Annotated in this window: 19 protein-coding genes; 3 read left to right on the plus strand and 16 right to left on the minus strand. The window is 71.7% G+C overall.

Going from position 1 to position 20,538, the window contains the following annotated elements; translation table 11 throughout:
- Positions 1–2: 2 nt before the first annotated feature.
- The 15 genes from ACIWQI_RS12460 to ACIWQI_RS12530 form a co-directional block, all read right to left on the minus strand.
- Positions 3–464: a cell division protein SepF gene (locus ACIWQI_RS12460; RefSeq protein ID WP_396657841.1), complete on the minus strand. Its 462-nt coding sequence runs from the start codon at positions 462–464 to the stop codon at positions 3–5.
- A gap of 31 nt (positions 465–495) precedes the next feature.
- The gene (locus ACIWQI_RS12465) at positions 496–1,194 is read right to left on the minus strand and encodes a YggS family pyridoxal phosphate-dependent enzyme (RefSeq protein WP_396657842.1); all 699 of its coding nucleotides are present in this window, start codon (positions 1,192–1,194) and stop codon (positions 496–498) included.
- 45 nt (positions 1,195–1,239) lie between these two features.
- A complete protein-coding gene (gene ftsZ / locus ACIWQI_RS12470; protein ID WP_396657843.1) occupies positions 1,240–2,382 on the minus strand; it encodes a cell division protein FtsZ in 1,143 nt (380 codons plus the stop codon).
- A 169-nt stretch (positions 2,383–2,551) separates the two neighbouring features.
- Entirely contained in the window at positions 2,552–3,487 is a 936-nt protein-coding gene (locus ACIWQI_RS12475) for an FtsQ-type POTRA domain-containing protein (protein ID WP_396657844.1), read from the minus strand.
- A gap of 3 nt (positions 3,488–3,490) precedes the next feature.
- Positions 3,491–4,891 (minus strand): UDP-N-acetylmuramate--L-alanine ligase, encoded by a 1,401-nt coding sequence (murC, locus tag ACIWQI_RS12480; RefSeq protein ID WP_396657846.1) that lies wholly within the window; start codon positions 4,889–4,891, stop codon positions 3,491–3,493.
- 89 nt (positions 4,892–4,980) lie between these two features.
- The gene (gene murG, locus ACIWQI_RS12485) at positions 4,981–6,057 is read right to left on the minus strand and encodes an undecaprenyldiphospho-muramoylpentapeptide beta-N-acetylglucosaminyltransferase (RefSeq protein ID WP_396657847.1); all 1,077 of its coding nucleotides are present in this window, start codon (positions 6,055–6,057) and stop codon (positions 4,981–4,983) included.
- Positions 6,058–6,066: 9 nt separating this feature from the next.
- The gene (ftsW, locus tag ACIWQI_RS12490; RefSeq protein ID WP_396657849.1) at positions 6,067–7,272 is read right to left on the minus strand and encodes a putative lipid II flippase FtsW; all 1,206 of its coding nucleotides are present in this window, start codon (positions 7,270–7,272) and stop codon (positions 6,067–6,069) included.
- On the minus strand, positions 7,223–8,770 hold the full coding sequence (gene murD / locus ACIWQI_RS12495) for a UDP-N-acetylmuramoyl-L-alanine--D-glutamate ligase (RefSeq protein ID WP_396657851.1): 1,548 nt from the start codon (positions 8,768–8,770) through the stop codon (positions 7,223–7,225). Before murD ends, ftsW begins: the two co-directional genes overlap by 50 nt.
- Positions 8,767–9,876 (minus strand): phospho-N-acetylmuramoyl-pentapeptide-transferase, encoded by a 1,110-nt coding sequence (gene mraY / locus ACIWQI_RS12500; RefSeq protein ID WP_396657852.1) that lies wholly within the window; start codon positions 9,874–9,876, stop codon positions 8,767–8,769. Before mraY ends, murD begins: the two co-directional genes overlap by 4 nt.
- Positions 9,873–11,303 carry a UDP-N-acetylmuramoyl-tripeptide--D-alanyl-D-alanine ligase gene (gene murF / locus ACIWQI_RS12505; RefSeq protein ID WP_396657854.1) on the minus strand — a complete coding sequence of 477 codons (1,431 nt, stop codon included), beginning with the start codon at positions 11,301–11,303 and terminating at the stop codon, positions 9,873–9,875. The genes mraY and murF overlap by 4 nt, the downstream gene beginning before the upstream one ends.
- Before the next feature lie 31 nt (positions 11,304–11,334).
- On the minus strand, positions 11,335–13,110 hold the full coding sequence (locus ACIWQI_RS12510) for a peptidoglycan D,D-transpeptidase FtsI family protein (protein WP_396657856.1): 1,776 nt from the start codon (positions 13,108–13,110) through the stop codon (positions 11,335–11,337).
- 14 nt (positions 13,111–13,124) lie between these two features.
- A complete protein-coding gene (locus tag ACIWQI_RS12515) occupies positions 13,125–13,700 on the minus strand; it encodes a hypothetical protein (RefSeq protein ID WP_396657858.1) in 576 nt (191 codons plus the stop codon).
- Positions 13,697–14,650 carry a 16S rRNA (cytosine(1402)-N(4))-methyltransferase RsmH gene (rsmH, locus tag ACIWQI_RS12520; RefSeq protein WP_396657860.1) on the minus strand — a complete coding sequence of 318 codons (954 nt, stop codon included), beginning with the start codon at positions 14,648–14,650 and terminating at the stop codon, positions 13,697–13,699. Before rsmH ends, ACIWQI_RS12515 begins: the two co-directional genes overlap by 4 nt.
- A 105-nt stretch (positions 14,651–14,755) precedes the next feature.
- On the minus strand, positions 14,756–15,187 hold the full coding sequence (gene mraZ / locus ACIWQI_RS12525) for a division/cell wall cluster transcriptional repressor MraZ (protein WP_396657862.1): 432 nt from the start codon (positions 15,185–15,187) through the stop codon (positions 14,756–14,758).
- Positions 15,188–15,359: 172 nt separating this feature from the next.
- Positions 15,360–15,728 (minus strand): DUF3040 domain-containing protein, encoded by a 369-nt coding sequence (locus ACIWQI_RS12530; RefSeq protein ID WP_396657864.1) that lies wholly within the window; start codon positions 15,726–15,728, stop codon positions 15,360–15,362.
- Between the two features lie 67 nt (positions 15,729–15,795).
- On the opposite strand from ACIWQI_RS12530, the gene ACIWQI_RS12535 reads away from it, so the two are divergent.
- On the plus strand, positions 15,796–16,890 hold the full coding sequence (locus tag ACIWQI_RS12535; protein ID WP_396657866.1) for a polyprenyl synthetase family protein: 1,095 nt from the start codon (positions 15,796–15,798) through the stop codon (positions 16,888–16,890).
- A gap of 6 nt (positions 16,891–16,896) precedes the next feature.
- On the opposite strand, the gene ACIWQI_RS12540 is transcribed toward ACIWQI_RS12535, so the two are convergent.
- Entirely contained in the window at positions 16,897–17,256 is a 360-nt protein-coding gene (locus tag ACIWQI_RS12540; protein ID WP_396657868.1) for an Rv2175c family DNA-binding protein, read from the minus strand.
- A 120-nt stretch (positions 17,257–17,376) separates the two neighbouring features.
- On the opposite strand from ACIWQI_RS12540, the gene ACIWQI_RS12545 reads away from it, so the two are divergent.
- Together ACIWQI_RS12545 and pknB are read left to right on the plus strand one after the other, a co-directional pair.
- Positions 17,377–18,546: a LysM peptidoglycan-binding domain-containing protein gene (locus tag ACIWQI_RS12545; RefSeq protein ID WP_396657870.1), complete on the plus strand. Its 1,170-nt coding sequence runs from the start codon at positions 17,377–17,379 to the stop codon at positions 18,544–18,546.
- 50 nt (positions 18,547–18,596) lie between these two features.
- Complete coding sequence (pknB, locus tag ACIWQI_RS12550) at positions 18,597–20,534, plus strand: Stk1 family PASTA domain-containing Ser/Thr kinase (protein ID WP_396657871.1); 1,938 nt, start codon at positions 18,597–18,599, stop codon at positions 20,532–20,534.
- The last annotated feature ends 4 nt before the right edge of the window (positions 20,535–20,538 follow it).

Genomic DNA, 20,538 nt, shown 5'->3' on the forward strand with positions numbered 1-20,538 from the left:
CGTTACGACTGCGCGAAAGCGGGCTCGGCCTCGCCCTGCGCGATCGATCCCTCGCCCGACACGGCGATGTTCTCCGGCGAGAGCAGGAAGACCTTGCTGGTGACCCGCTCGATGCGGCCGTACAGGCCGAGCGACAGTCCGCTCGCGAAGTCGATCAGGCGCCGCGCGTCCGCGTCGCTCATCTGCGACAGGTTGATGATCACCGGGATCCCCTCGCGGAAGTTCTCGGCGATCACCTGGGCGTCGCGGTACTGCTTGGGGTGCACCGTGAGGATCTCGCTGAGCGGCCCGGCGGCGGGCTGCCGGACGACGGCGGGGCGGCGCAGCGGCGTCACCGGGGCGGGCTTGGCGTCCACCTCCTGCTGACGGCTGCCGCGGGGCTGATGCGGCTGCGGCTCCTCGTAGGTCTCCTCCTCGTCGGCGAGGCCCAGATAGACCATGGTCTTCTTCAGCGGGTTCGACATCGCATCCTCCGTATCGCTGTCTGTTCCGAGGTTAACCGCCCGTGGGGCGCGGGCCCGTGATTGCCGTGCCGATCCGCAGGTGTGTCGCACCCACGGCGATCGCCTCAGCGAAGTCGGCGGTCATCCCGGCCGAGATCCAGTCCGCCGCCGGATCGAGTGCGCGCACGACGTCCGCGCAGGAGCGCAGCCGCTCGAAGGCGGGGGCCGCAGGCTCGCCCAGCGGAGCGACCGCCATGACGCCGCGCAGCCGCAGGCTGGGCAGGCCCAGCACATGGGTCGCCAGCGCCTCCACCCCGTCGGGCACGACTCCCCCGCGCCCGGGGTCGTCGGTGAGGTTCACCTGGATCAGCACGTCCAGGGTCGGGTCGCCGTCGTCCGCCGCGGAGTGGAGCGCGTCCGCGAGCCGGTCACGGTCGACCGAGTGCACCGTGAGCGGGACGTGGGATGCGGCCTGCCGCAGCGCGCGGGCCTTGTTGCGCTGCGCCTGCCCGATGAAATGCCAGCGCAGTCCGGGCAGGTCGCCCACCTCGGCGATCTTCGCAGTGATCTCCTGCTGGCGGTTCTCGCCGACGTCCGCCACGCCGAGCCCGTGCAGGGCGCGCACGAGCTCGGGTGGATGGAACTTCGTGACGACGATGCGCGTGAGCTCGGACGGGTCGCGGCCGCCCGCCCGGGCGGCGTCGGCGATCGCCGCGTCGACCGCGGCCAGGCGCGCAGAGAGATCGCTCATCGGGTTCCTGAGCCTGTCGAATCGGTTCCTGAGCCCGGAGCGGGGCTATTTCAGGAAGTCGGGGATGTCGAGGTCGTCGTCGCCGAACGGCGAGTCGATGCCCGCCGGCTCGGCCAGCGCCGCCACCGAGACCTTCTCGCGCTCGCTCTCGGGCTCGAGCTCGGCCGCCACCTCCGCCGCCACGGCGGGGATCGCCGGAGTCTGACGCTGGGCGGTGACCGGGTCGATGCGCAGCTGCGGCTCGCCGCCGTCGAAGCCGGCGGCGATGACGGTGACCCGCACCTCGTCGCCGAGCGTGTCGTCGATGACCGTGCCGAAGATGATGTTCGCCTCGGGGTGCGCCGCCTCCTTGACCAGCTGTGCAGCGTCGTTGATCTCGAAGATGCCGAGGTTCGAGCCGCCCTGGATCGACAGGAGCACGCCGTGCGCGCCCTCGATCGAGGCTTCCAGCAGCGGGGACTCGACCGCGAGCTCGGCGGCCTTGATCGCCCGATCCGCGCCGCGTGCCGAGCCGATGCCCATGAGCGCGGAGCCCGCGCCCTGCATGACCGACTTGACGTCGGCGAAGTCGAGGTTGATCAGACCGGGGGTCGTGATGAGGTCGGTGATGCCCTGGACGCCCGCCAGGAGGACCTGGTCGGCCGTGGCGAACGCCTCGATCATCGAGATGCCGCGATCGCTGATCTCGAGCAGACGGTCGTTGGGCACCACGATGAGGGTGTCGACCTCCTCCTTCAGCTTCGCGACCCCGGTCTCGGCCTGCTGCTGGCGACGGCGGCCCTCGAACGAGAACGGCTTGGTGACCACGCCGATCGTCAGCGCCCCGATCGACTTCGCGATCTTCGCGACGACGGGCGCGCCGCCGGTGCCGGTCCCGCCGCCCTCGCCGGCGGTGACGAAGACCATGTCGGCGCCGCGCAGCGCCTCCTCGATCTCCTCCGCGTGGTCCTCGGCGGCGCGGCGCCCGACCTCGGGGTCGGCCCCGGCGCCCAGGCCGCGGGTGAGCTCGCGGCCGACGTCGAGCTTGACGTCGGCGTCGCTCATCAGGAGCGCCTGGGCGTCCGTGTTGACGGCGATGAACTCGACCCCGCGCAGGCCGAGCTCGATCATGCGGTTGACGGCGTTGACGCCGCCGCCGCCCACGCCGACCACCTTGATGACGGCGAGGTAGTTCTGGTTCTGGCTCATGCCGGCCTCCGTGCCCTTGACTGCGCTCTGCACTCGTTCTGCTGCGGGAAACCTTCAACCTCTACCAGAGGGTTAAAGAATTGCCCGGTATGCATTTGTTGATTCAGACGGTATGCGCCGCCGGTGCCCCGAACGGCATCGACGTGGGCGTGTCGCGACATCCGCGCGGTCAGCCGACGACCACGGCCTCCGGCGACGAGACGTCGTAGCGGTCGACCTGGTCCGGGGGCCGGCTGACCATGAGCTTCTCGAGCACGACGGCCTTCCTGGCGGACTCCTCCGCGCCGCCCCACACGATGGTGGTGCGGGTCTTCCCGAGGGTGAGCGTCACGTCGTCCGGGGTGGTCGCACGCACCGCCGTGACCTGCGGCCGCAGCGCGTCCGGCAGCGAGCGCATCACCGTGCCCACCGCCTCGAAGGCGGGGGTCTGCGTCCCCCCGCGCACGTCGATCACAGGTTGGCCCGAGGGCCGCTTCTGGGTCGTGGAGAGGGCGACGCCTGCGGCATCCACCAGCGTGTATCCAGCCGCCGACTCGATCACGCCCACGGGTGTGCGCTCCACGATGCGCAGGACGAGGTCGTGGGGCGGCTGCGCCTCCAGGCTGTACGTCTCGATCAGGGGGAAGCGGACGAGGGCCTCCTTCACCGCACTGTCGTCGACGAGCGGCAGCGGCGTGCCGAGCTGATCGGCCAGGGCCGCCTCGACCTCGGCGACATCCAGCGCCTGGGCGCCGACGACCGAGATGCGCTCGACGGCGAACAGCGGGCTGTACGCCGCGCCGAGCGTGCCGAGGACGAGCACCGCCAGCGACGCGGCCGCCCCGATCCACAGCGCCCGGCGACGGCGCGATCGCGCCGTGAACCGGCGCACCTCGGCCCGCAGCGCACGGCGCCGTGCGCGTGCGGCACGCCACACGTCGCGCAGGCGGACGGGCGCGGCATCCGCGGCGGGATCGTCGGCACGCGCCGTCGCCGCCGCCTCGTCCAGCCGGAGCGGGACCGGCGCGGCCGGCGTCGCGGGCTCGGTGCTCTCGGTCGCGGGCGGCTCGTGCGCGGGCGGAGCGACCCGCTCAGGGGGCGCCGGCAGAGGGGTGGGCCGCCGCATCCGCTAGTCCCCCTCGCCGGGCGCCAGCGCCTCCAGCAGCTGCGGCACGAGCAGATTGACGTTTCCGCACCCGAGCGTGACGACGAAGTCGCCCTCGCGCGCGATCGATGCGGCGTAGTCGGCCGCCTGCTGCCAGTCGGCGATGAACCGCACCCGCGACCGGTCGCGGAAGGCGTCGCTGACGAGGGCGCCGGTGACCCCCTCGACGGGGTCCTCCCGCGCGCCGTACACGTCGAGCACGATCGTCTCGTCGGCGAGCTGTTCGAGCACCTCGGCGAACCACGGCGACATCACGGCCGTGCGCGAGTACGTGTGCGGCTGGTGCACGGCGATGATGCGCCCCCCGCCGATCACGCTGCGCGCGCCCGACAGCGCCGCAGCGACCTCGGCCGGGTGGTGCGCGTAGTCGTCGTAGACGCTGACGCCGCGCCGCACCCCGTGCAGCTCGAACCGGCGGGCGGTGCCGGCGAACGGCTCGACGGCGCGCACGGCGTCCTCGAATCGGTGGCCCAGGGCGACGAGCACCGCCACCGCGCCGGCGGCGTTGACGGCGTTGTGCACGCCGGGCACGGTCAGCTGCGCCCGGACCGAGGTGCCCGCGTGGGTGAGCGTGAACGCGACGGGGCCGTCCGCGACGATGTCCTCGAGGCGCACGTCGGCGGCGGCGTCCTCGCCGAAGGTCACGACGTCGGGATGCCGCAGCTGCGCCCGCACCCGCTGGGCCCCCGGGTCATCGGCCGAGATCACCACCGCGTCACGGGCGTCGTCGGCGAAGCGGGTGAACGCGGCGTAGAAGTCGTCGTCGCTGCCGTAGAAGTCGACGTGGTCGGGGTCGACGTTCGTGATGAGCGCGACGGAGGTCTCGTAGAGCAGGAACGTGCCGTCGGACTCGTCGGCCTCGATCACGAAGAGCTCATCGGCTCCGGTGTCGCTGGAGGACCCCAGCTCGGCGATGACCCCGCCGTTGACGAAGGACGGGTCCGCCCCCAGCCGCCGCAGCGCCGTGACGATCATGCCGGTCGAGGTCGTCTTGCCGTGGGCGCCCGCCACCGACACGAGCCGGCGGCCGCCGATGAGCCAGTGCAGCGCCTGGGAGCGATGGATCACGTGCAGTCCGCGCGCCTTGGCGAGCACGTACTCGGGGTTGTCGGGCCAGATCGCGCCGGTGTGGACGACGGTGTCGGCGTCGCCCAGGTTCGCCGCATCGTGGCCGACGTGCACCGTGGCGCCGAGGCGCTCGAGCTCGCGCAGGCCGGGGCTGTCGGCCCGGTCGGAGCCGGAGACGCGGATGCCGCGCGCCAGGAACATGCGCGCGAGCCCCGACATCCCCGATCCGCCGATGCCGATGAAGTGCGCGGCGTGGATCTCGTCGGGGATGGGAAGGCTCAGGTCGGGTCGGATCATGGCCCGTCAATCCTAAGTTGGCGCGGTGCCGCCCAGGCTCCGGCGCGCTGGGTGCCGGCTGTGTCTTCGCCGCACGCCGCGCGCGCTGCTCAGCGCCCGAGCGCTTCGTCGATGAGCGCGAGCACGTTGTCGGTGCCCCTCAGGGTGCCGACCTCGGCGGCGGCCGCGTGCATCCGCGCGCGCCTGTCCGCGTCGTGCAGGAGCGGGATCACCTCGGCGCGCACCCGGTCGCCGGTGAACTCGGCGTCCGGGATGAGCACGGCAGCGCCGGCGGCCACCGCGGCGGCGGCGTTGCGGGCCTGCTCGCCGTTGCCGACCGCGTACGGGACGAACACCGCGGGGATGCCGAGGGCTTCGATCTCGCTGACGGTCGCCGCGCCGGCGCGCGAGACGATGAGGTCGGCGAGCGCGTAGGCCAGGTCCATCCGGTCCTCGTACCGCGGGGTGACGTGCCCGGGCGCGGTCGCCTCGAGACCCTCGCGCTGATCGCCGGTGAGGTGGACGAGCTGCCAGCCCGCCTCGAGCACGTCGCGGTGCGCGTCGGCGAAGGCGTCGTTGAGGCGCTTGGCTCCGAGCGACCCGCCGAACACGAGCAGCGTCGGCGTGGCCGGGTCGAGCCCGTAGCGGGCCGCGGCCTCGGCGCGCGCGGCGGTGCGGTCGAGCTCGACGAGCTCGCGGCGCAGCGGCATCCCCACGACGCGGGCGCCCTTCAGCGGCGTGCCCGCGAACGCGACTCCCACCGCCGCCGCGGAGCGCGCGCCGAGCCGGTTGGCGAGGCCGGGCAGGGCGTTGGCCTCGTGGATCACGACGGGCACGCCCGCGCGCCGCGCCGCGACGTACGCCGGCGCCGATGCGTAGCCGCCGAAGCCGACGACGACGTCGACGCCGCGGTCGGCGATGTGCCCGCGCACCTGTGCGATGGCGCGGCGGAACCGCGCCGGGAAGCGCAACGCCTCGCCGTTTGGCCGCCGCGGGAAGGGCACCTTGTCGACCAGGAGCAGCTCGTAGCCCCGCTCGGGCACGAGCCGGGCCTCCAGACCCTCCCGGGTGCCCAGCACGAGGACCTCGGCGTCGGGCTCGCGGGCGCGCAGCGCGTCCGCGACCGCGAGCAGCGGGTTGACGTGTCCGGCGGTGCCGCCGCCGGCGAGGAGGTAGGTCGTGGCCACCCCGCGACTTTACCGGAGCGGCGCTGGGCGCTCCTTGACCGGCAGGGTGCGCGCGAACGACAGCAGCACCCCCGAGGCGAGCAGCACCGACAGCAGCGCCGTGCCGCCCTGGGACATGAACGGCAGCGGCACGCCCAGCACGGGGAACACGCGCAGCACCACGCCGACGTTGACGAGCGCCTGACCGACCACCCACACCGTGATGCCGCCGGCGACGATGCGCACGAACGGATCGTCGGTCTTGCGGATGACGTGGAAGGCGCCGACGGCGAACAGGGCGAACAGCGCGAGCACGACGGCGCAGCCGATGAGGCCGAGCTCCTCCCCCACGATCGCGAAGATGTAGTCGTTGGCGGCGGCCGGGAGCCAGTCGTACTTCTCTTTCGAGTTGCCCAGCCCCAGCCCGAAGATCCCGCCGCTGGCCAGGCCCCAGATGCCGTGCAGCGGCTGGTAGCAGCTGTACTCGTAGTCCTCGAGGCAGTTCGGGTTCAGGAAGCTGGTGATCCGGCGCATGCGGTCGGGGCTGGCGATGGCGAGCGCGGCGACCGCGAGCGCCGACAGCACGAGCGGGATGATGAAGATCCGCAGCTTCACCCCCGAGAAGAACAGCGCGCCGAGGGCGATCAGGAACAGGACCATCGCGGTGCCCAGGTCGTGGCCCGCCATGACCGTGGCGATCACGAGCGCGACCACCGGCACCACCGGGATGAACACGTGCCGCCACAGGCCCAGCAGGGTCTGCTTGCGGAACAGCACGTACCCGAGCCACAGCGCGAGGGCGAGCTTGAGCAGCTCCGAGGGCTGCGCGGTGATGCCGCCGATCTCGATCCAGTTCCGGTTGCCGTACAGCTCGTAGCCCAGCGGGGTGAACACGAGCAGCTGGAAGACCACCGCGACGATGAGCGCCGGCCACGCGACCCGCTTCCAGAACGCGACCGGCAGCCGGCTCGCGATGAACATCAGCGGGATGCCGAGGACGGCGAACACCAGCTGCTTCAGGACCGCGTCGAACGGCTCGGAGCTCGCCGAGGTCGCGGACAGGATCATGACCAGCCCGAAGCCGGTCAGCAGCAGCGCCGTCGAGGCGATCAGCAGGAACTCGCTGGGCACGGGCGCGAAGATGCGCCCCAGCGACACGCGCGCGGCCAGCCCGCGCCGACGCGGTTCAGGCGGGTCGCCCGCCGACCGGGCCGGGCGCGGCACCGTGCTGGTCACCGTTCCCCCTCCCGATCCAGTCCCGCACCGCTGCTGCGAAGCGTTCGCCGCGATCCGTGTACGACGCGAACTGGTCGAAGGATGCCGCCGCCGGCGCGAGGAGGACCACGTCGCCGTCGTCGGCCGCCTCCGCCGCCAGTGCGACGACACGTGCCATGACGTCTTCAGTCTCATCGTGCTCGACCTCGAAGAGGGGCACATCGGGCGCGTGTCGTCCGAACGCGGCGACCAGCGCCGTGCGGTCCGTGCCGATGACGATCACGGCCTTGGCCTGCCCGCCGCGCGCCGCGATGAGCTCGTCGACGTCGACGCCCTTGAGCAGGCCCCCGATGATCCAGATCGCGCCGGGATAGGCCGCCAGCGACGAGGCGGCCGCGTGCGGGTTGGTGGCCTTCGAGTCGTCCACCCAGGTGACGCCGCCCGCGACGGCGACCACCTCGATGCGATGCGGGTCGAGCCGGAAGGCGCGCAGGGCGTCGCGGACGGCGGTGGGCGCGACCTCCAGCGAGCGCGCCAGCGCCGCCGCGGCGAGGATGTTCGCGACCACATGAGGGGCCGCCAATCCCCGCTCGGCGAGCTCGGCGACGGTGGTCAGCTCGAGGGCGCTCGTGCGCCGGTCCTCGAGGAACGCGCGGTCGACGAGGATCCCGTCCACCACCCCCAGGTCGCTCGGCCCCGGAACCCCCAGGTCGAAGCCGATGGCGCGGGCCCCCTCGACGACGTCGGCGTCCTCGACCATGCGCAGCGTCGCGGCATCCGATTTGTTGTACACGCACGCCACCCTCGTGCGGTCGTAGACGTGCGCCTTCGCCTCGCGATACGCCTCGAACGACCCGTGCCACTCGAGGTGATCATCGGCGAGGTTCAGGCACACCGCCGCGTAGGGCGAGATCGCGTCCGGGCCGGTGCTCAGGCCCAGGTACCAGAGCTGGTGGCTCGACAGCTCGACCACGAGCACGTCGAAGCCCGCCGGATCGCGCACGGCGTCGAGCACCGGCATCCCGATGTTGCCGCACGGCGCTGCGCGCAGGCCGCCTGCGGCCATCATGGTCGCGGCCAGCCGCGTGGTGGTGGTCTTGCCGTTCGTGCCGGTCACCAGCATCCAGTCAGCCGGGCTGCCGTCCGTGCGGACGACCTTGTCGCGCACCCGCCACGCCAGCTCCACATCGCCCCACAGTGCGATGCCGCCCTCCCGGGCCCAGCGGATGAGGGCGTGGTGCGGCGCGAAGCCGGGCGAGGCGATCACCACCTCCGGGTCGAAGGCGATGAGCTCGTCCGGCACACTCGCCAGCGGTCCCTCCCACAGGCGCGCGCCGATGACCGGCAGCAGCCGGCGGTACTCGTCGGTTGCCTGCTCGGTGACCACGAGCACGTCTGCGCCGAGTTCGGCGAGCGTGTCGGCGACCGAGAAGCCGGTGACCGAGAGCCCGAGCACGGCGACGCGCAGCCCCCTCCAGTCCGCATGCCAGCTGGTGAGGGTGTCGAGACGGCTCGTCATGTGTGCGCGAGCCAATCCACGTAGAACAGACCGATCCCGGTGACGGCGAGCATCCCGGCGATGATCCACATGCGCACCACGATGGTGATCTCCGGCCAGCCGCGCATCTCGAGGTGATGGTGGAACGGGCTCATCAGGAACAGCCGCTTGCCGCGCGTGAGCTTGAAGTAGAGCCGCTGCAGGATCACCGAGCCCGGCCCGATGATGTAGACGCCGGCCAGCAGCACGCCGAGCACCTCGGTGCGGGTGAGGATCGACAGTGCGGCGATGACGCCTCCGATCGCCATCGACCCCACATCGCCCATGAAGATCTTGGCCTTCGGGGCGTTCCACCACAGGAACCCGACCAGGGCGCCCACGAACGCGGCCGCGACGATGGCCAGGTCGAACGGGTTCGCGGTCGGGTAGCACGCATCGCGGGTGGCCGGGTCGAGGAACGGGTTCGTGCAGGACTGGTTGAACTGCCAGAACGCGAGCAGGCTGTACGCGCCGACGACGAACACGCCGCATCCGGCGGCGAGGCCGTCCAGTCCGTCGGTCACGTTGGTGCTGTTCGACCAGGCGACCCCGATGAACGAGACCCAGGTGAGGTAGAGCAGCCACCCGAGGATCGGGCCGAGCACGAAGAAGTACAGCCACGGCACGTCCCGCACGATCGACACGTAGGCCGATGCGGGCGTGCCTCCGTTCGCGGTCGGGAGCGTGAGGGCGAGGATGCCGAAGGGCACTGTGACGATGACCTGCCCGATGACCTTGCGCCAGCCGCTGAGGCCGAGGCTGCGCTGGCGGCGCACCTTCATGTAGTCGTCGATGAAGCCGACGGCACCGAGGCCGATCATCATCCACAGCACGAGCAGGCCCGAGACGGTGGGCGGATTCGCGCCCACGAAGCACCCGACGATGTACCCCACGACGGTTCCGGCGATGAAGATCGTGCCGCCCATGGTGACCGTGCCGCGCTTCTCGGCATGGCTGGGGTTCTCGATCGCCTCCGGCGTCCGGATCACCTGGCCCCAGCCCCAGGTGCGGAACAGGCGGACGAACACCGGCGTCAAAAAGAGCGTGAACGCCACCGAGATCGCCGCCGCGGTCAGGAGAGATCTCACGAGAAGAATCCTCCCAGACGATCGCCCAGCGTGCGCAGGCCCGCCGCGTTGGACGACTTCACGATCACCCGGTCGCCGTCGCGCAGCTCGCCCACGAGGTAGTCGTACGCCTCGTCGGCGGTGGCGAAGTACACGGCCTCGCTGCTCCACGACCCCTCGGCGACGGCGGCGAGGTGGATCCGCCGCGCGTCCTCGCCGACCACGACGATCCGCTGGATGCGCAGGCGCACCGCGAGCTCGCCGATGCGGTCGTGCTCCTCGCCGGAGAACTCGCCGAGCTCGCTCATCGCACCGAGCACCGCGACCGTGCGCTCGCCGGGTCCGGTGATCTGCGCCAGCGTGCGCAGCGCCGCCGCGACCGAGTCGGGGCTGGCGTTGTAGGCGTCGTTGATGATCCGCACCGAGTCGGACCCCATCGGCTGCATGCGCCAGCGCTCGGCGATCTCCACCGTCTCCAGCCGGGCGATCGCATCGTCCAGCGAGACGCCCAGCGCCGTCGTCGCGGCGATGGCCGCCAGCGCGTTGCCGACGTGGTGCTCGCCGATCACCTGCAGCCGCAGCGGGCGGCTGACACCGTCGGCGACCACCGTGAGCGTGGTGCCGGCTGCGGTCGCCTCGACGTCCTGCGCGCGCACCTGGGCGGCCGGCCCCTGCCCGAACCAGCGCACGTCGATGCGGCGATCCTCGGCGATCGACGCCATCGCCGCCACCCGCGGATCGTCGGCGTTGAGCACGGCGACGCCGCCCGGGCGGATGTGCTCGACGAGCTCCGCCTTGGCCGCGGCGATCGCCTCCAGGCCCCCTTCGCCGCCGGCGTGCGCCTTGCCCACCATCAGCACGACGCCGACGTCGGGCTCGATGAGCTCGGCGAGCCCGCCGACCACGCCCTTGAGCGAGGTGAACTCGCCCTGACCCCGCGCGCTGAGCTCGCTGACGAGGTAGCGCGTGTCGTGGGTGATCCGGAGCATCGTCAGGGGCGCGCCGACCTCGTTGTTCAGCGATGCGCGCGGGGCGACGGTCTCGCCCTCGTCCCGCAGGATGCGGGCGATGAGGTTCTTCGTGGTGGTCTTGCCGTTGGATCCCGTGATCGCGACGACCCGGAGGTCGCCGTGCTCGCGCACCCGCTCGACGACCTCGCGGGCGAGGTCGGCGAGCGCGACCAGGACGTCGGGCACCACGATCTGCGGCACGTCCGCGTCGACGACGTGCTCGACGACGGCCAGCACTGCTCCGGCCTGGACGGCCGCCGGCACGAACAGATGGCCGTCGGAGTGCTCCCCGGGCTTGGCCACGAAGATGTCGCCCGGCCCGATGAGGCGGGAGTCGGTCTCCACCGTCCCCGACACCACGGCGTCGTCGGCGTCGCCGGCGCTCACGAGCCGCCCGTGGACGATGTCGGCGATCTCGGCGAGCGACAGGGCGATCATGAATCCTCCGGGCGGCGCGAACCGCGCCGCCTCACTTGTAGACGGGAAGCTCGGGGGCCTTCGTCGTCGAGGGCATGACGCGGTAGGTCTTCATGACCTGCGTCATGGCCTTCTGGAACCCTTCGGCGTCGGCCGAGGAAGACTTTACCCTGGTGGGCTCATCCTGCGTGATCGCCACGATGTACTCCGGGTCCTCGGCCGGGGCGAATCCGATCATCAGCGTGTACCAGACGCCGGACTTGTAGTGGCCCTTGCCGTCGGACTTCTGGCCGGTGCCGGACTTCATCGCGACGCGGTAGCCGGGCACGTGGATGGCCTTGGAGTACCCCGCCTGCATGTAGACGTTCTCCAGCATGGTGGTGACCTGCCGCGCGGATTCCTCGCTGATCACGCGCACCTTCTCGGGAAGCTCCGGCTCGATGACCGTGCCGTCCGCCTTGGTGCACGACTCGATGAGCTGCAGCGGAACCCGCACGCCGCCGTTCGCGATCGCGCTGTAGGCGCCGATGAGCTCGGGCACGGTCGTGGCGACGCCCTGGCCGTAGTTGGTGTCGTAGAGCTGCTGGTTGTCCCACTCGGACGCCGGATAGAGGATGCCCTTCTGCTCGGCCGGGAAGTTCACCGCGCTCCCCTGCCCGATGCCGAACTTCTTGAGGTACTCGTAGCGCGTCTGGGGGTCGATGCGCTCGCTCAGCCGCGAGATTCCCACGTTCGACGATTCGACGAGCACGCCGTTGAGGGTGTAGTCGACCGTGGCGTGGCCCGACATGTCGCGCACCCGCGCGCCGTTGTCGAAGGTCACCTTCCAGGGCGCGTGCACCGTGGTCAGCGGGGTCAGGCCCGCACCGTCGACGAGCACCGCCGCCGACAGCGCCTTGAAGGTCGACGCCGGCTCGAAGGTGTCCTGGAAGACCCGGTTGCGCAGGAAGGCGCCTTCCGCGTCGAAGTCGTTGGGATCGACCGTCGGGTACTCTGCGGCCGCGCGGATCTTGCCGGTCTTGGCCTCCACGACGGTGATGGTGCCGCTGATCGACTTGTACTTCTTCACCTGCTCGGCGATCAGCTGCTGCAGATACCACTGCAGGTCGGAGTCGATCGTCAGCTGGAGCGTGCCGCCGTCCTGCGCCGGGGTCTCCACCTTGGTCCCGGGGATCACCACCCCGTCCTGCCCGCGCTGGAACGTCTCCTCGCCGTCGGTGGCGGCCAAGCACTGGTCCTGGGCCACCTCCAGGCCCTCCAGCGGGGAGCCGTCCACGCCGACGAAGCCGGTGAGGCTCCCGGCGACGGCCCCCTGCGGATACACGCGCGAAGGCTGCGACGTGAAGCTGAGGTACGGCAGGCCGAGCTCGGCGAGATCGCGGTACTGCTCGGTGGTGAGCCCGCGCTTGAGGTACGCGAACTGCGACTCCGGGTCGCGCTCGAGGGCGTCGGCCACGATCGTCATGACCTCCTCGGCCGTCTGGCCGGTGATGGCCGCGATCTCGCCCGCGGTCTGCGCCCACGGGATCTGGATCTTCTCCCCGCCGCGCACGACCTGCTGCGGCTTCACGTTCTTCGGCGACAGCTGGGCGTCGTACAGCAGAGTGCTCTCGGCGAGCACCCGGCCCGAGGCATCCGTGATCGACCCGCGCGTCCCCTTCAGCGCGACCCGCTCGCCGATCTTGGTGAGCGAGTCCTTGACGTGCTGGTCGGCGTTGACGATCTGGATGTCGACGAGGCGGATGCCGAAGGCCACCAGCACCGCCAGCACCACTCCGAGCGCGACGACCGTGCGGCGTCGAGGGCTGCGCGACGTGCGTGTCGTCATGCGTTCGGCTCCGTTCAGCGTGTGGTCGGGGTGGGCAGTCCGTCGGTGATCGGCGGCGGCAGGGCGGTCGTGACGTCGGATTCCGTCGCCGTCTCGAGCGTGCCCTGCATGGTCGCGTCCGGCGTGGTCACCAGCGGTGTGTCGGCGACGAGCGCGTTGCCCACCGCCCCTTTGCTCAGAGCGCTCACCGACGAGGCGTATCCGGCCGGCTTCCCGCTGCCGATGATCGCGCCGTCGCTGAGGCGCAGGTAGGTGGGCGACTGGTTGATCACCATCCCGAGCGATGCGGCGTTGGCGGCGAGGTACTGCGGCGAGCTCATCCCGGCGATCTCGTCGTACAGCACCTGCTTCTGCCAGGTCAGCTCGCGCTGCTGCTGGGTCAGCTCGCTCACCCGGTACGTCGTCTCGGTCGTGGCGACCGAAAGCCCCATCTGTGCGGCGGCGATGGCCAGCGCGCCCAGCAGCGCCGTGAGCGCGTAGGCGACGCGCGGCCGCCGGCGGCGACCGACCTGCTCGACCGGGCGCAGCGGCGGCTCGCGGCGGGGCAGCTCGGCGATGAGCGGCTGCAGCGTGTCCGGCGCGGCGCTCATGCCGCCTCCCGCAGCCGTTCGGCGGCGCGCAGGCGCACGGGCGTCGCCCGCGGGTTCCGGGCGCGCTCGGCGTCGCCCGCGAGCTCCGCGCCCTTGACGAGCAGACGGAAGCGGGGGGCATGCTCCGGCAGCTCGACCGGCAGCCCGGCCGGTGCGGTCGAGGCCGACGCCCGGGCGAACAGCCGCTTGACCAGACGGTCTTCGAGCGACTGATAGGCCAGCACGACGATGCGCCCCCCGACGTCGAGGGCGTCCAGGGCCGCGGGGATCGCACGCTCGAGCACGGCGAGCTCTTCGTTGACGGCGATGCGCAGCGCCTGGAAGACGCGCTTGGCGGGGTGTCCGGCGCGCTGCGCGGCGGCCGGCGTGGCGGCAGTGATGATCTCCACGAGACGGCCTGAGCGTTCGATCGGAGCCTCGGCGCGCGCCCGCACGATCGCCCTCGCATAGCGGGCCGCCAGCTTCTCCTCGCCGTAGTGCTCGAAGATCCGGCGCAGCTCGCCCTCGCTCGCGGTGGCGATCAGCTCGGCCGCCGTCCGGCCGGCGGTCTGGTCCATGCGCATGTCCAGCGGGGCGTCCTTGGAGTAGGCGAAGCCGCGCTCGGCGGCGTCCAGCTGCAGCGACGAGACGCCGAGGTCGAAGAGGATGCCGTCGACGGCCGAGACGCCGACCGAGGTCAGCGCGTCGCCGATGCCGTCGTACACCGTGTGCACGAGCGCGACCCGGTCGCCGAAGGGGGCGAGCCGCTCCCCCGCGATCCGCAGGGCCTCGGTGTCGCGGTCGAGGCCGATCAGCCGCACGCGGGGGAACCGCTGCAGGAACGCCTCCGCGTGCCCGCCCATGCCGAGGGTGGCGTCGACGAGCACGGCGCCGTCGCGGGTGAGCGCGGGCCCGAGCAGCTCGACGCAGCGGTCGAGCAGGACGGGGGTGTGGAGGTCGCGGGCTTGCATGATCTGTGCGGATTCCGGGCCTTCGGCCCCGGTCCCCCTCCGCTCTGACCTGGCACCGGGGAAGGTGCGCCAGGGCGCGAGCGGCGAGAGATCGCGGCCGGAGGATCAGAACAGTCCGGGGTACACCTCCTCCTCGAGCTCGGCGAACGCGTCTTCGTTGGCGGCGGTGTACTCGGCCCACCGGTCGGCCTGCCAGATCTCGGCGTGGTCGCCGATGCCCGCGACGACGAGGTCGCGCTCCAGGCCCGCGTAGGCGCGCAGCGCCGGCGGGATCGTCACCCGGTTCTGGCTGTCGGGCTTCTCGTCGCTGGCGGCGGCCAGGAACATCCGCAGGAAGTCGCGCGCCCGCTTGTCACCCATCGGCGCTTGGCGCATCCGGTCGTGGACCCGTTCGAACTCGGCGGCGCTGAACACATACAGGCAGCGTTCCTGTCCGCGGGTGATGACGACGCCGTCCTCGAGTTCGCGGCGGAACTTCGCCGGCAGGATCAGCCGGCCCTTGTCGTCGAGTTTCGGGGTGTGAGTGCCCAGAAGCATCCGGGATCGCCCCCCTTCGGCCGGCCGCTTCGAAGTTGCTCCAATCTACTCCATTTTCCTCCACTCCACTACCATTTTGCTCCACTTTCGCGATATCGCACTCCCTGGCGACCCCCGCGCGGGCATAAAAAAACACCGGCCCGAAGGCCGGTGTCGATCTGGATGCCGGGTTTCAGCCGCCCTCGTGACGGCGGTCCCAGCGGTCGTTCATGCGGTCCATGAACGAGGCGGAGCTCTTGGGTGGGGTCTGTGGCGCGTCGCTGCGCGCGGTCGTGCCCGATGCGGCGCGGGTGGGCGTCACGGCCAGGATCACTCCGCCGACCATGAACACGAACCCGACGACGCCGACGATGATCTGCGGGATCGCGACGCCGAGCACGAGCAGCCCGAGCCCGACGAGCACGGTGATCGACCCGTAGACGACGTTCCGATAGCTGATGGTGCGGCCGTCTCTGGGTGCACTGACGACATCGGCGTCGTTGTGCATGAGATGGCGTTCCATCTCGTCGAGCAACCGCTGCTCTTGTTCGGAGAGTGGCATTCCGTCCCCCCCTTTGCTCCAAGGACGATTCGATTCTACGCGTCGCGCCTGAAAGTAGGCTAGGCCCGTGGCAGCCTCCATGGCCGTGATCGATGCGGTTTCCCAGCGACTCGATAGCTTCGCCGACCTCCGGCGGGCGGAATCGTCCGAGATGGGCCCGGAGGCGGTCGACTTCGTGCAGGCCGGAATCGACGCTCTGCGCGGGGGGAAGCGGCTGCGCGCGCGGTTCCTGCATACCGGATGGCGGACCGTCGCCGAGGCCGACGGGCGCTCGGCCGATCCCGGCGAGGCCGTCGTCGCCTCGGCCGCCGCGCTGGAGGTCTTCCACGTCGCAGCCCTCGTGCACGACGACCTCATCGACAACTCGGACACCCGGCGCGGGCGCCCCGCAGCCCACCGCCTGCTGGAGGCCGCGTATCGCGACCGCGGCTGGAGAGGGGATGCCGGGGCCTTCGGCCGATCGGCGGCGATACTGCTCGGCGACCTCCTGCTGGGCTGGAGCGACGATCTGCTCGAGGACGGCCTGGGCACGGTGCCGGCCGACCGCGCCGCGCAGGCGCGGACGCTGTACGGGCGCATGCGCCGAGGCGTGACCGTCGGCCAGTACCTCGACGTGGCCGAGGAGTCGGCGTGGGCGACGACCCCCGACGACGAGCACGCGGCGCGCGCCCTGCGCGTCGCACGGTTCAAGTCCGCTCGCTACAGCGTGCAGCAGCCGCTGCTCATCGGCGCGGCGCTCGCGGGGGCCGATGCCGGGCAGACGGCCGCGCTGGCCGCGTTCGGCGAGCCTCTCGGTCTCGCCTTCCAGCTGCGCGACGACGTGCTGGGCGTCTTCGGCGACGCGTCGGTCACCGGCAAGCCCGCCGGCGACGACCTGCGCGAAGGCAAGCGGACGGTGCTCATCGCGTTGGCCCGCGAGCGGCTCCCTGCGGGCGGGCGGCACGTCGTCGACGAGCTGCTCGGCGACCCGGGGCTCGACCAGGCGCAGATCGCGACCCTGCAGCGCACCGTGATCGACTCCGGCGCCCTCGATCGCGTCGAGGATCTCATCACGCGCTATGTGCGCGAGGCCGACCGCGCGCTCTCGGGCGCGCAGCTGGGCAACGCCGCCGTCGGCGAGCTGCGCGATCTGGCGCGCGCCGCGACGGCGCGCACGTCCTGACCTGCGTCAGGCGAGGGTGCGGGCGACCCGCCGCACCTCGCTCTTGCGCCCGGCCAGCAGCGCCTCCAGCGGCGTGGTCCCGATCGAGTCCTCCGGCGCGAGCAGCCAGTCGATCGCCTCGTCGTCCGAGAACCCGGCGTCGTGCAGCACGAAGACCGTGCCGCGCAGGGCCGGCAGAGGCCGTCCCTCCACGATGAACGCCGCCGGCACCTTCGGGCCGCCGCCGTGGCGGCGCGAGGCGATGAGCTGGTTCTCGTCGAGCATGCGCCGCACGCGTCCGAGCGGTTCGCCGAGCACCTCGACGAGTTCGGGCAGGCTCAGCCATTCCACGGCGGCGGCCGAAGTGTCACCGGTCACGATGCCCACTATGCCAAACGCGCGCGGCGCCGCCGACACCACTTCTGCGACAGATGTCACTCCTATAACACTTGTTGACACGAATTCACATCCGTGACAGCGTTTCAGCAGTCACAGAGGGGGGAACTCGTGCGACACAGTGACGTCCGCCGACCCGGGGTGCTCGTGGGGGTTCCGGCCGCCATCGTCGGTTCGCTCGCCCTCGGGCTGGGCCTTGCCCCGTCCGCATCGGCCGCAGAGGTCCGCGCTGACACGAGCGCCCTCGGCATCCGGGTGCCGACCGCATCCCCACCCGCGACCTACACCGTGCGCAAGGGCGATACCGTCTGGGCGATCGCGCAGCGCTACGGGCTGCGCATGGCCGATGTCCTGGCATGGAACGGCCTGACCTCGGGGTCGGTGATCCACCCCGGCCAGGTGCTGAAGCTGCGCGCGCCGGCGGCGAAGAAGGCCGCGCCCGCGCCGGCGCAGAAGGCCGCCGCATCCACCTCCTACACCGTGAAGCGCGGCGACACCGTCTGGGCCATCGCGCAGCGGCACGGCAGGAGCGTCGACCAGGTGCTCTCCGCGAACGGGCTGACCCGCTCATCGATCATCTACCCCGGCCACAAGCTCGTCATCCCCGGCGCGGCCGGGTCGAGCGCTCCCGCCCAGCCGGCGCCCGCGAAGAAGTCGACGGCGCCGGCGAAGAAGGCACCCGCCTCGGCGACGCACACGGTGCGCAAGGGCGACACCGTGTGGGCCATCGCCACACGCGCGGGCGTCTCGGTGCAGGCGGTGCTCGACGCGAACGGGCTGAGCCGCTCGTCGATCATCTACCCCGGTCAGAAGCTCGTGATCCCCGGGTCGTCCAAGGCCGCGGCAGCATCGTCGGGGTCATCGAAGATCACGAAGCTGGATGCCGAGCAGCAGCGCAACGCGAAGCTCATCATCCAGGTCGGCCGCCAGCTCGGCGTCCCGGAGCGCGGCATCGCGATCGCGCTCGGCACCGCCATGCAGGAGTCGTGGCTGCGCAACCTGGACTGGGGCGACCGCGACTCGCTCGGCCTGTTCCAGCAGCGTCCCAGCACGGGATGGGGCACGGCCGCGCAGGTGCGCGACCCGGTGCGGGCAACGCGCGCGTTCTTCGGGGGTCCGGGCGACCCCAACGGGAGCCGCACGCGAGGGCTGCTCGACATCCGCGGATGGCAGAGCATGTCGTTCGCGCAGGCGGCCCAGGCGGTGCAGATCTCGGCGTACCCCGACCGGTACGCGCGGTGGGAGGACGACGCCTACGCCTGGCTCAAGGCCTACGGCTGAGGGGTGAGGCGCTCCCCGGCCTCCCAGCATCCCGTCCCTAGACTCGGATCGTGAGCACGAGCCAGCAAGCCGATCCGATGATCGGCCGTCTTGTCGACGGCCGGTATCGGGTGCGGGCGCGCATCGCTCGGGGCGGCATGGCCACCGTCTACGTGGCGACCGACCTGCGCCTGGAGCGGCGGGTCGCGCTCAAGGTCATGCACGGCCACCTCACCGACGATGCGGTGTTCCAGAGCCGCTTCATCCAGGAGGCGCGCTCGGCCGCGCGGCTGGCGAACCCGCACGTGGTCAACGTGTTCGACCAGGGCCAGGACGCCGGCATGGCGTACCTGGTCATGGAGTACCTGCCCGGCATCACGCTGCGCGAGCTCCTGCGCGAGCAGCGCAGGCTGACCGTGCCGCAGGCGGTCACGATCATGGACGCCACCCTCGAGGGCCTCGCCGCCGCGCACCGGGCCGGCATCGTCCATCGCGACGTCAAGCCCGAGAACATCCTGCTGGCCGAGGACGGCCGCATCAAGATCGGCGACTTCGGGCTGGCCCGCGCCACGACGGCGAACACGGCCAGCGGCGCGCAGCTGCTGGGCACCATCGCGTATCTCGCGCCCGAGCTCGTGACCCGCGGCACGGCCGATGCCCGCAGCGACATCTATGCCCTGGGGATCATGCTCTACGAGATGCTCACCGGGGAGCAGCCGTACAAGGGCGAGCAGCCGATGCAGATCGCCTTCCAGCACGCCACCGAGTCGGTGCCGCGCCCGAGCGCGCGCAACCCCGGCGTTCCCGAGCAGCTCGATGAGCTCGTGCTGTGGGCCACCGAGAAGGTGCCCGACGAGCGCCCGGTCGACGCGCAGGCCATGCTCGACCGGCTGCGGGAGATCGAGCGCGAGCTCGACATCAAGCCCGCGGTGACCACGGCGACCGCCGGCATCCCGCTCGACGACAGGATCGACACCGGCGACCTGACCAAGGTGCTGCCGGGTGCCGTCACCGCACCCACGATCGCCGTCGACGACGCCGACAACGGCACCCGCCTGCGACGGCGGGCGAAGCGGCGGCGCGCCAAGGGCGCCTGGCTGCTGGCACTCGTGCTGCTGCTGGCCGGCGGCGCCGCCGGCGCGGGCTGGTGGTTCGGGTCGGGCCCCGGATCGCTCGTGGCGGTGCCGGATGTCACCGGCCGCACCTTCGCCGACGCCAAGGCGCTGCTGGCCGAGCACACGCTGGAAGGCGTCGAGGAGAAGGTCTACGACCTGAACGTCGAGGCCGGCCTCGCCGTCGGCAGCGACCCGGCCTCCGGGGAGCGCGTCGACAAGGACACCGCGGTGACCGTGTTCATCTCGCAGGGCCCGCAGCCGATCACGATCCAGAAGCTCACCGGGATGCCCGAGGCCGATGCCATCGCCATCGCCACCGGCGACGCGCTGCTCCTGCATGTCACCGAGCCGTCGGCGCAGCGCTACCACGAGACCGAGGCGGGCACCGTCCTCGCGGTGACGCTCACCCCGCGCGGCGACGGCGAGGCGGTGGGCTGCAACGACGGCTGCGAGGCGCACCAGGGCGACACCGTGAGCTTCGAGATCTCGGCGGGTCCGGTGCCCTCGGTCGCGGGCAGGAGCGTGTCGGACGCGCGGGACGCCCTGACCTCGGTCGGCCTGGAGGTCGCCGGCGAGAACCGCGAGGAGTTCAGCGAAGACGTCGAGAAGGGCCTCGTCATCGGCCTCGTGCCCGTCGAGGGCGCGCTGCGCCCGGGCGACACGGTGCAGCTGATCGTGTCGAAGGGTCCCCAGCCCATCGAGGTGCCGAACGTCATCGGCCTGACCATCCGCGATGCCGTCGCCGAGCTCCAGGGCAGGCGGTTCACGGTGACGACCGTGTCGCTGCCACCCGAGATCACGTGGGATCTGTGGCGGGTCACCTCGATCAGCCCGGAGGCGGGCACCATGCAGCTGCCCGGCACGCAGATCACGATCACCGGCTTCGGGCTGTGAGCCG

This window comes from Microbacterium sp. (assembly GCF_044508325.1).
In the GTDB taxonomy this organism is placed as follows: Bacteria; Actinomycetota; Actinomycetes; order Actinomycetales; family Microbacteriaceae; genus Microbacterium.

Coding starts and splice junctions, on each gene's coding strand:
- murF (WP_396657854.1), bottom strand. CDS start 11,303: ATGATCGCCCTGTCGCTCGCCGAGATCGCCGACATCGTCCACGGGCGG.
- mraZ (WP_396657862.1), bottom strand. CDS start 15,187: ATGCTTCTGGGCACTCACACCCCGAAACTCGACGACAAGGGCCGGCTG.
- murC (WP_396657846.1), bottom strand. CDS start 4,891: ATGATCCGACCCGACCTGAGCCTTCCCATCCCCGACGAGATCCACGCC.
- ACIWQI_RS12515 (WP_396657858.1), bottom strand. CDS start 13,700: ATGAGCGCCGCGCCGGACACGCTGCAGCCGCTCATCGCCGAGCTGCCC.
- murD (WP_396657851.1), bottom strand. CDS start 8,770: ATGACGAGCCGTCTCGACACCCTCACCAGCTGGCATGCGGACTGGAGG.
- ACIWQI_RS12460 (WP_396657841.1), bottom strand. CDS start 464: ATGTCGAACCCGCTGAAGAAGACCATGGTCTATCTGGGCCTCGCCGAC.
- ACIWQI_RS12465 (WP_396657842.1), bottom strand. CDS start 1,194: ATGAGCGATCTCTCTGCGCGCCTGGCCGCGGTCGACGCGGCGATCGCC.
- ACIWQI_RS12510 (WP_396657856.1), bottom strand. CDS start 13,110: ATGACGACACGCACGTCGCGCAGCCCTCGACGCCGCACGGTCGTCGCG.
- ftsZ (WP_396657843.1), bottom strand. CDS start 2,382: ATGAGCCAGAACCAGAACTACCTCGCCGTCATCAAGGTGGTCGGCGTG.
- rsmH (WP_396657860.1), bottom strand. CDS start 14,650: ATGCAAGCCCGCGACCTCCACACCCCCGTCCTGCTCGACCGCTGCGTC.
- ACIWQI_RS12475 (WP_396657844.1), bottom strand. CDS start 3,487: ATGCGGCGGCCCACCCCTCTGCCGGCGCCCCCTGAGCGGGTCGCTCCG.
- ACIWQI_RS12530 (WP_396657864.1), bottom strand. CDS start 15,728: ATGCCACTCTCCGAACAAGAGCAGCGGTTGCTCGACGAGATGGAACGC.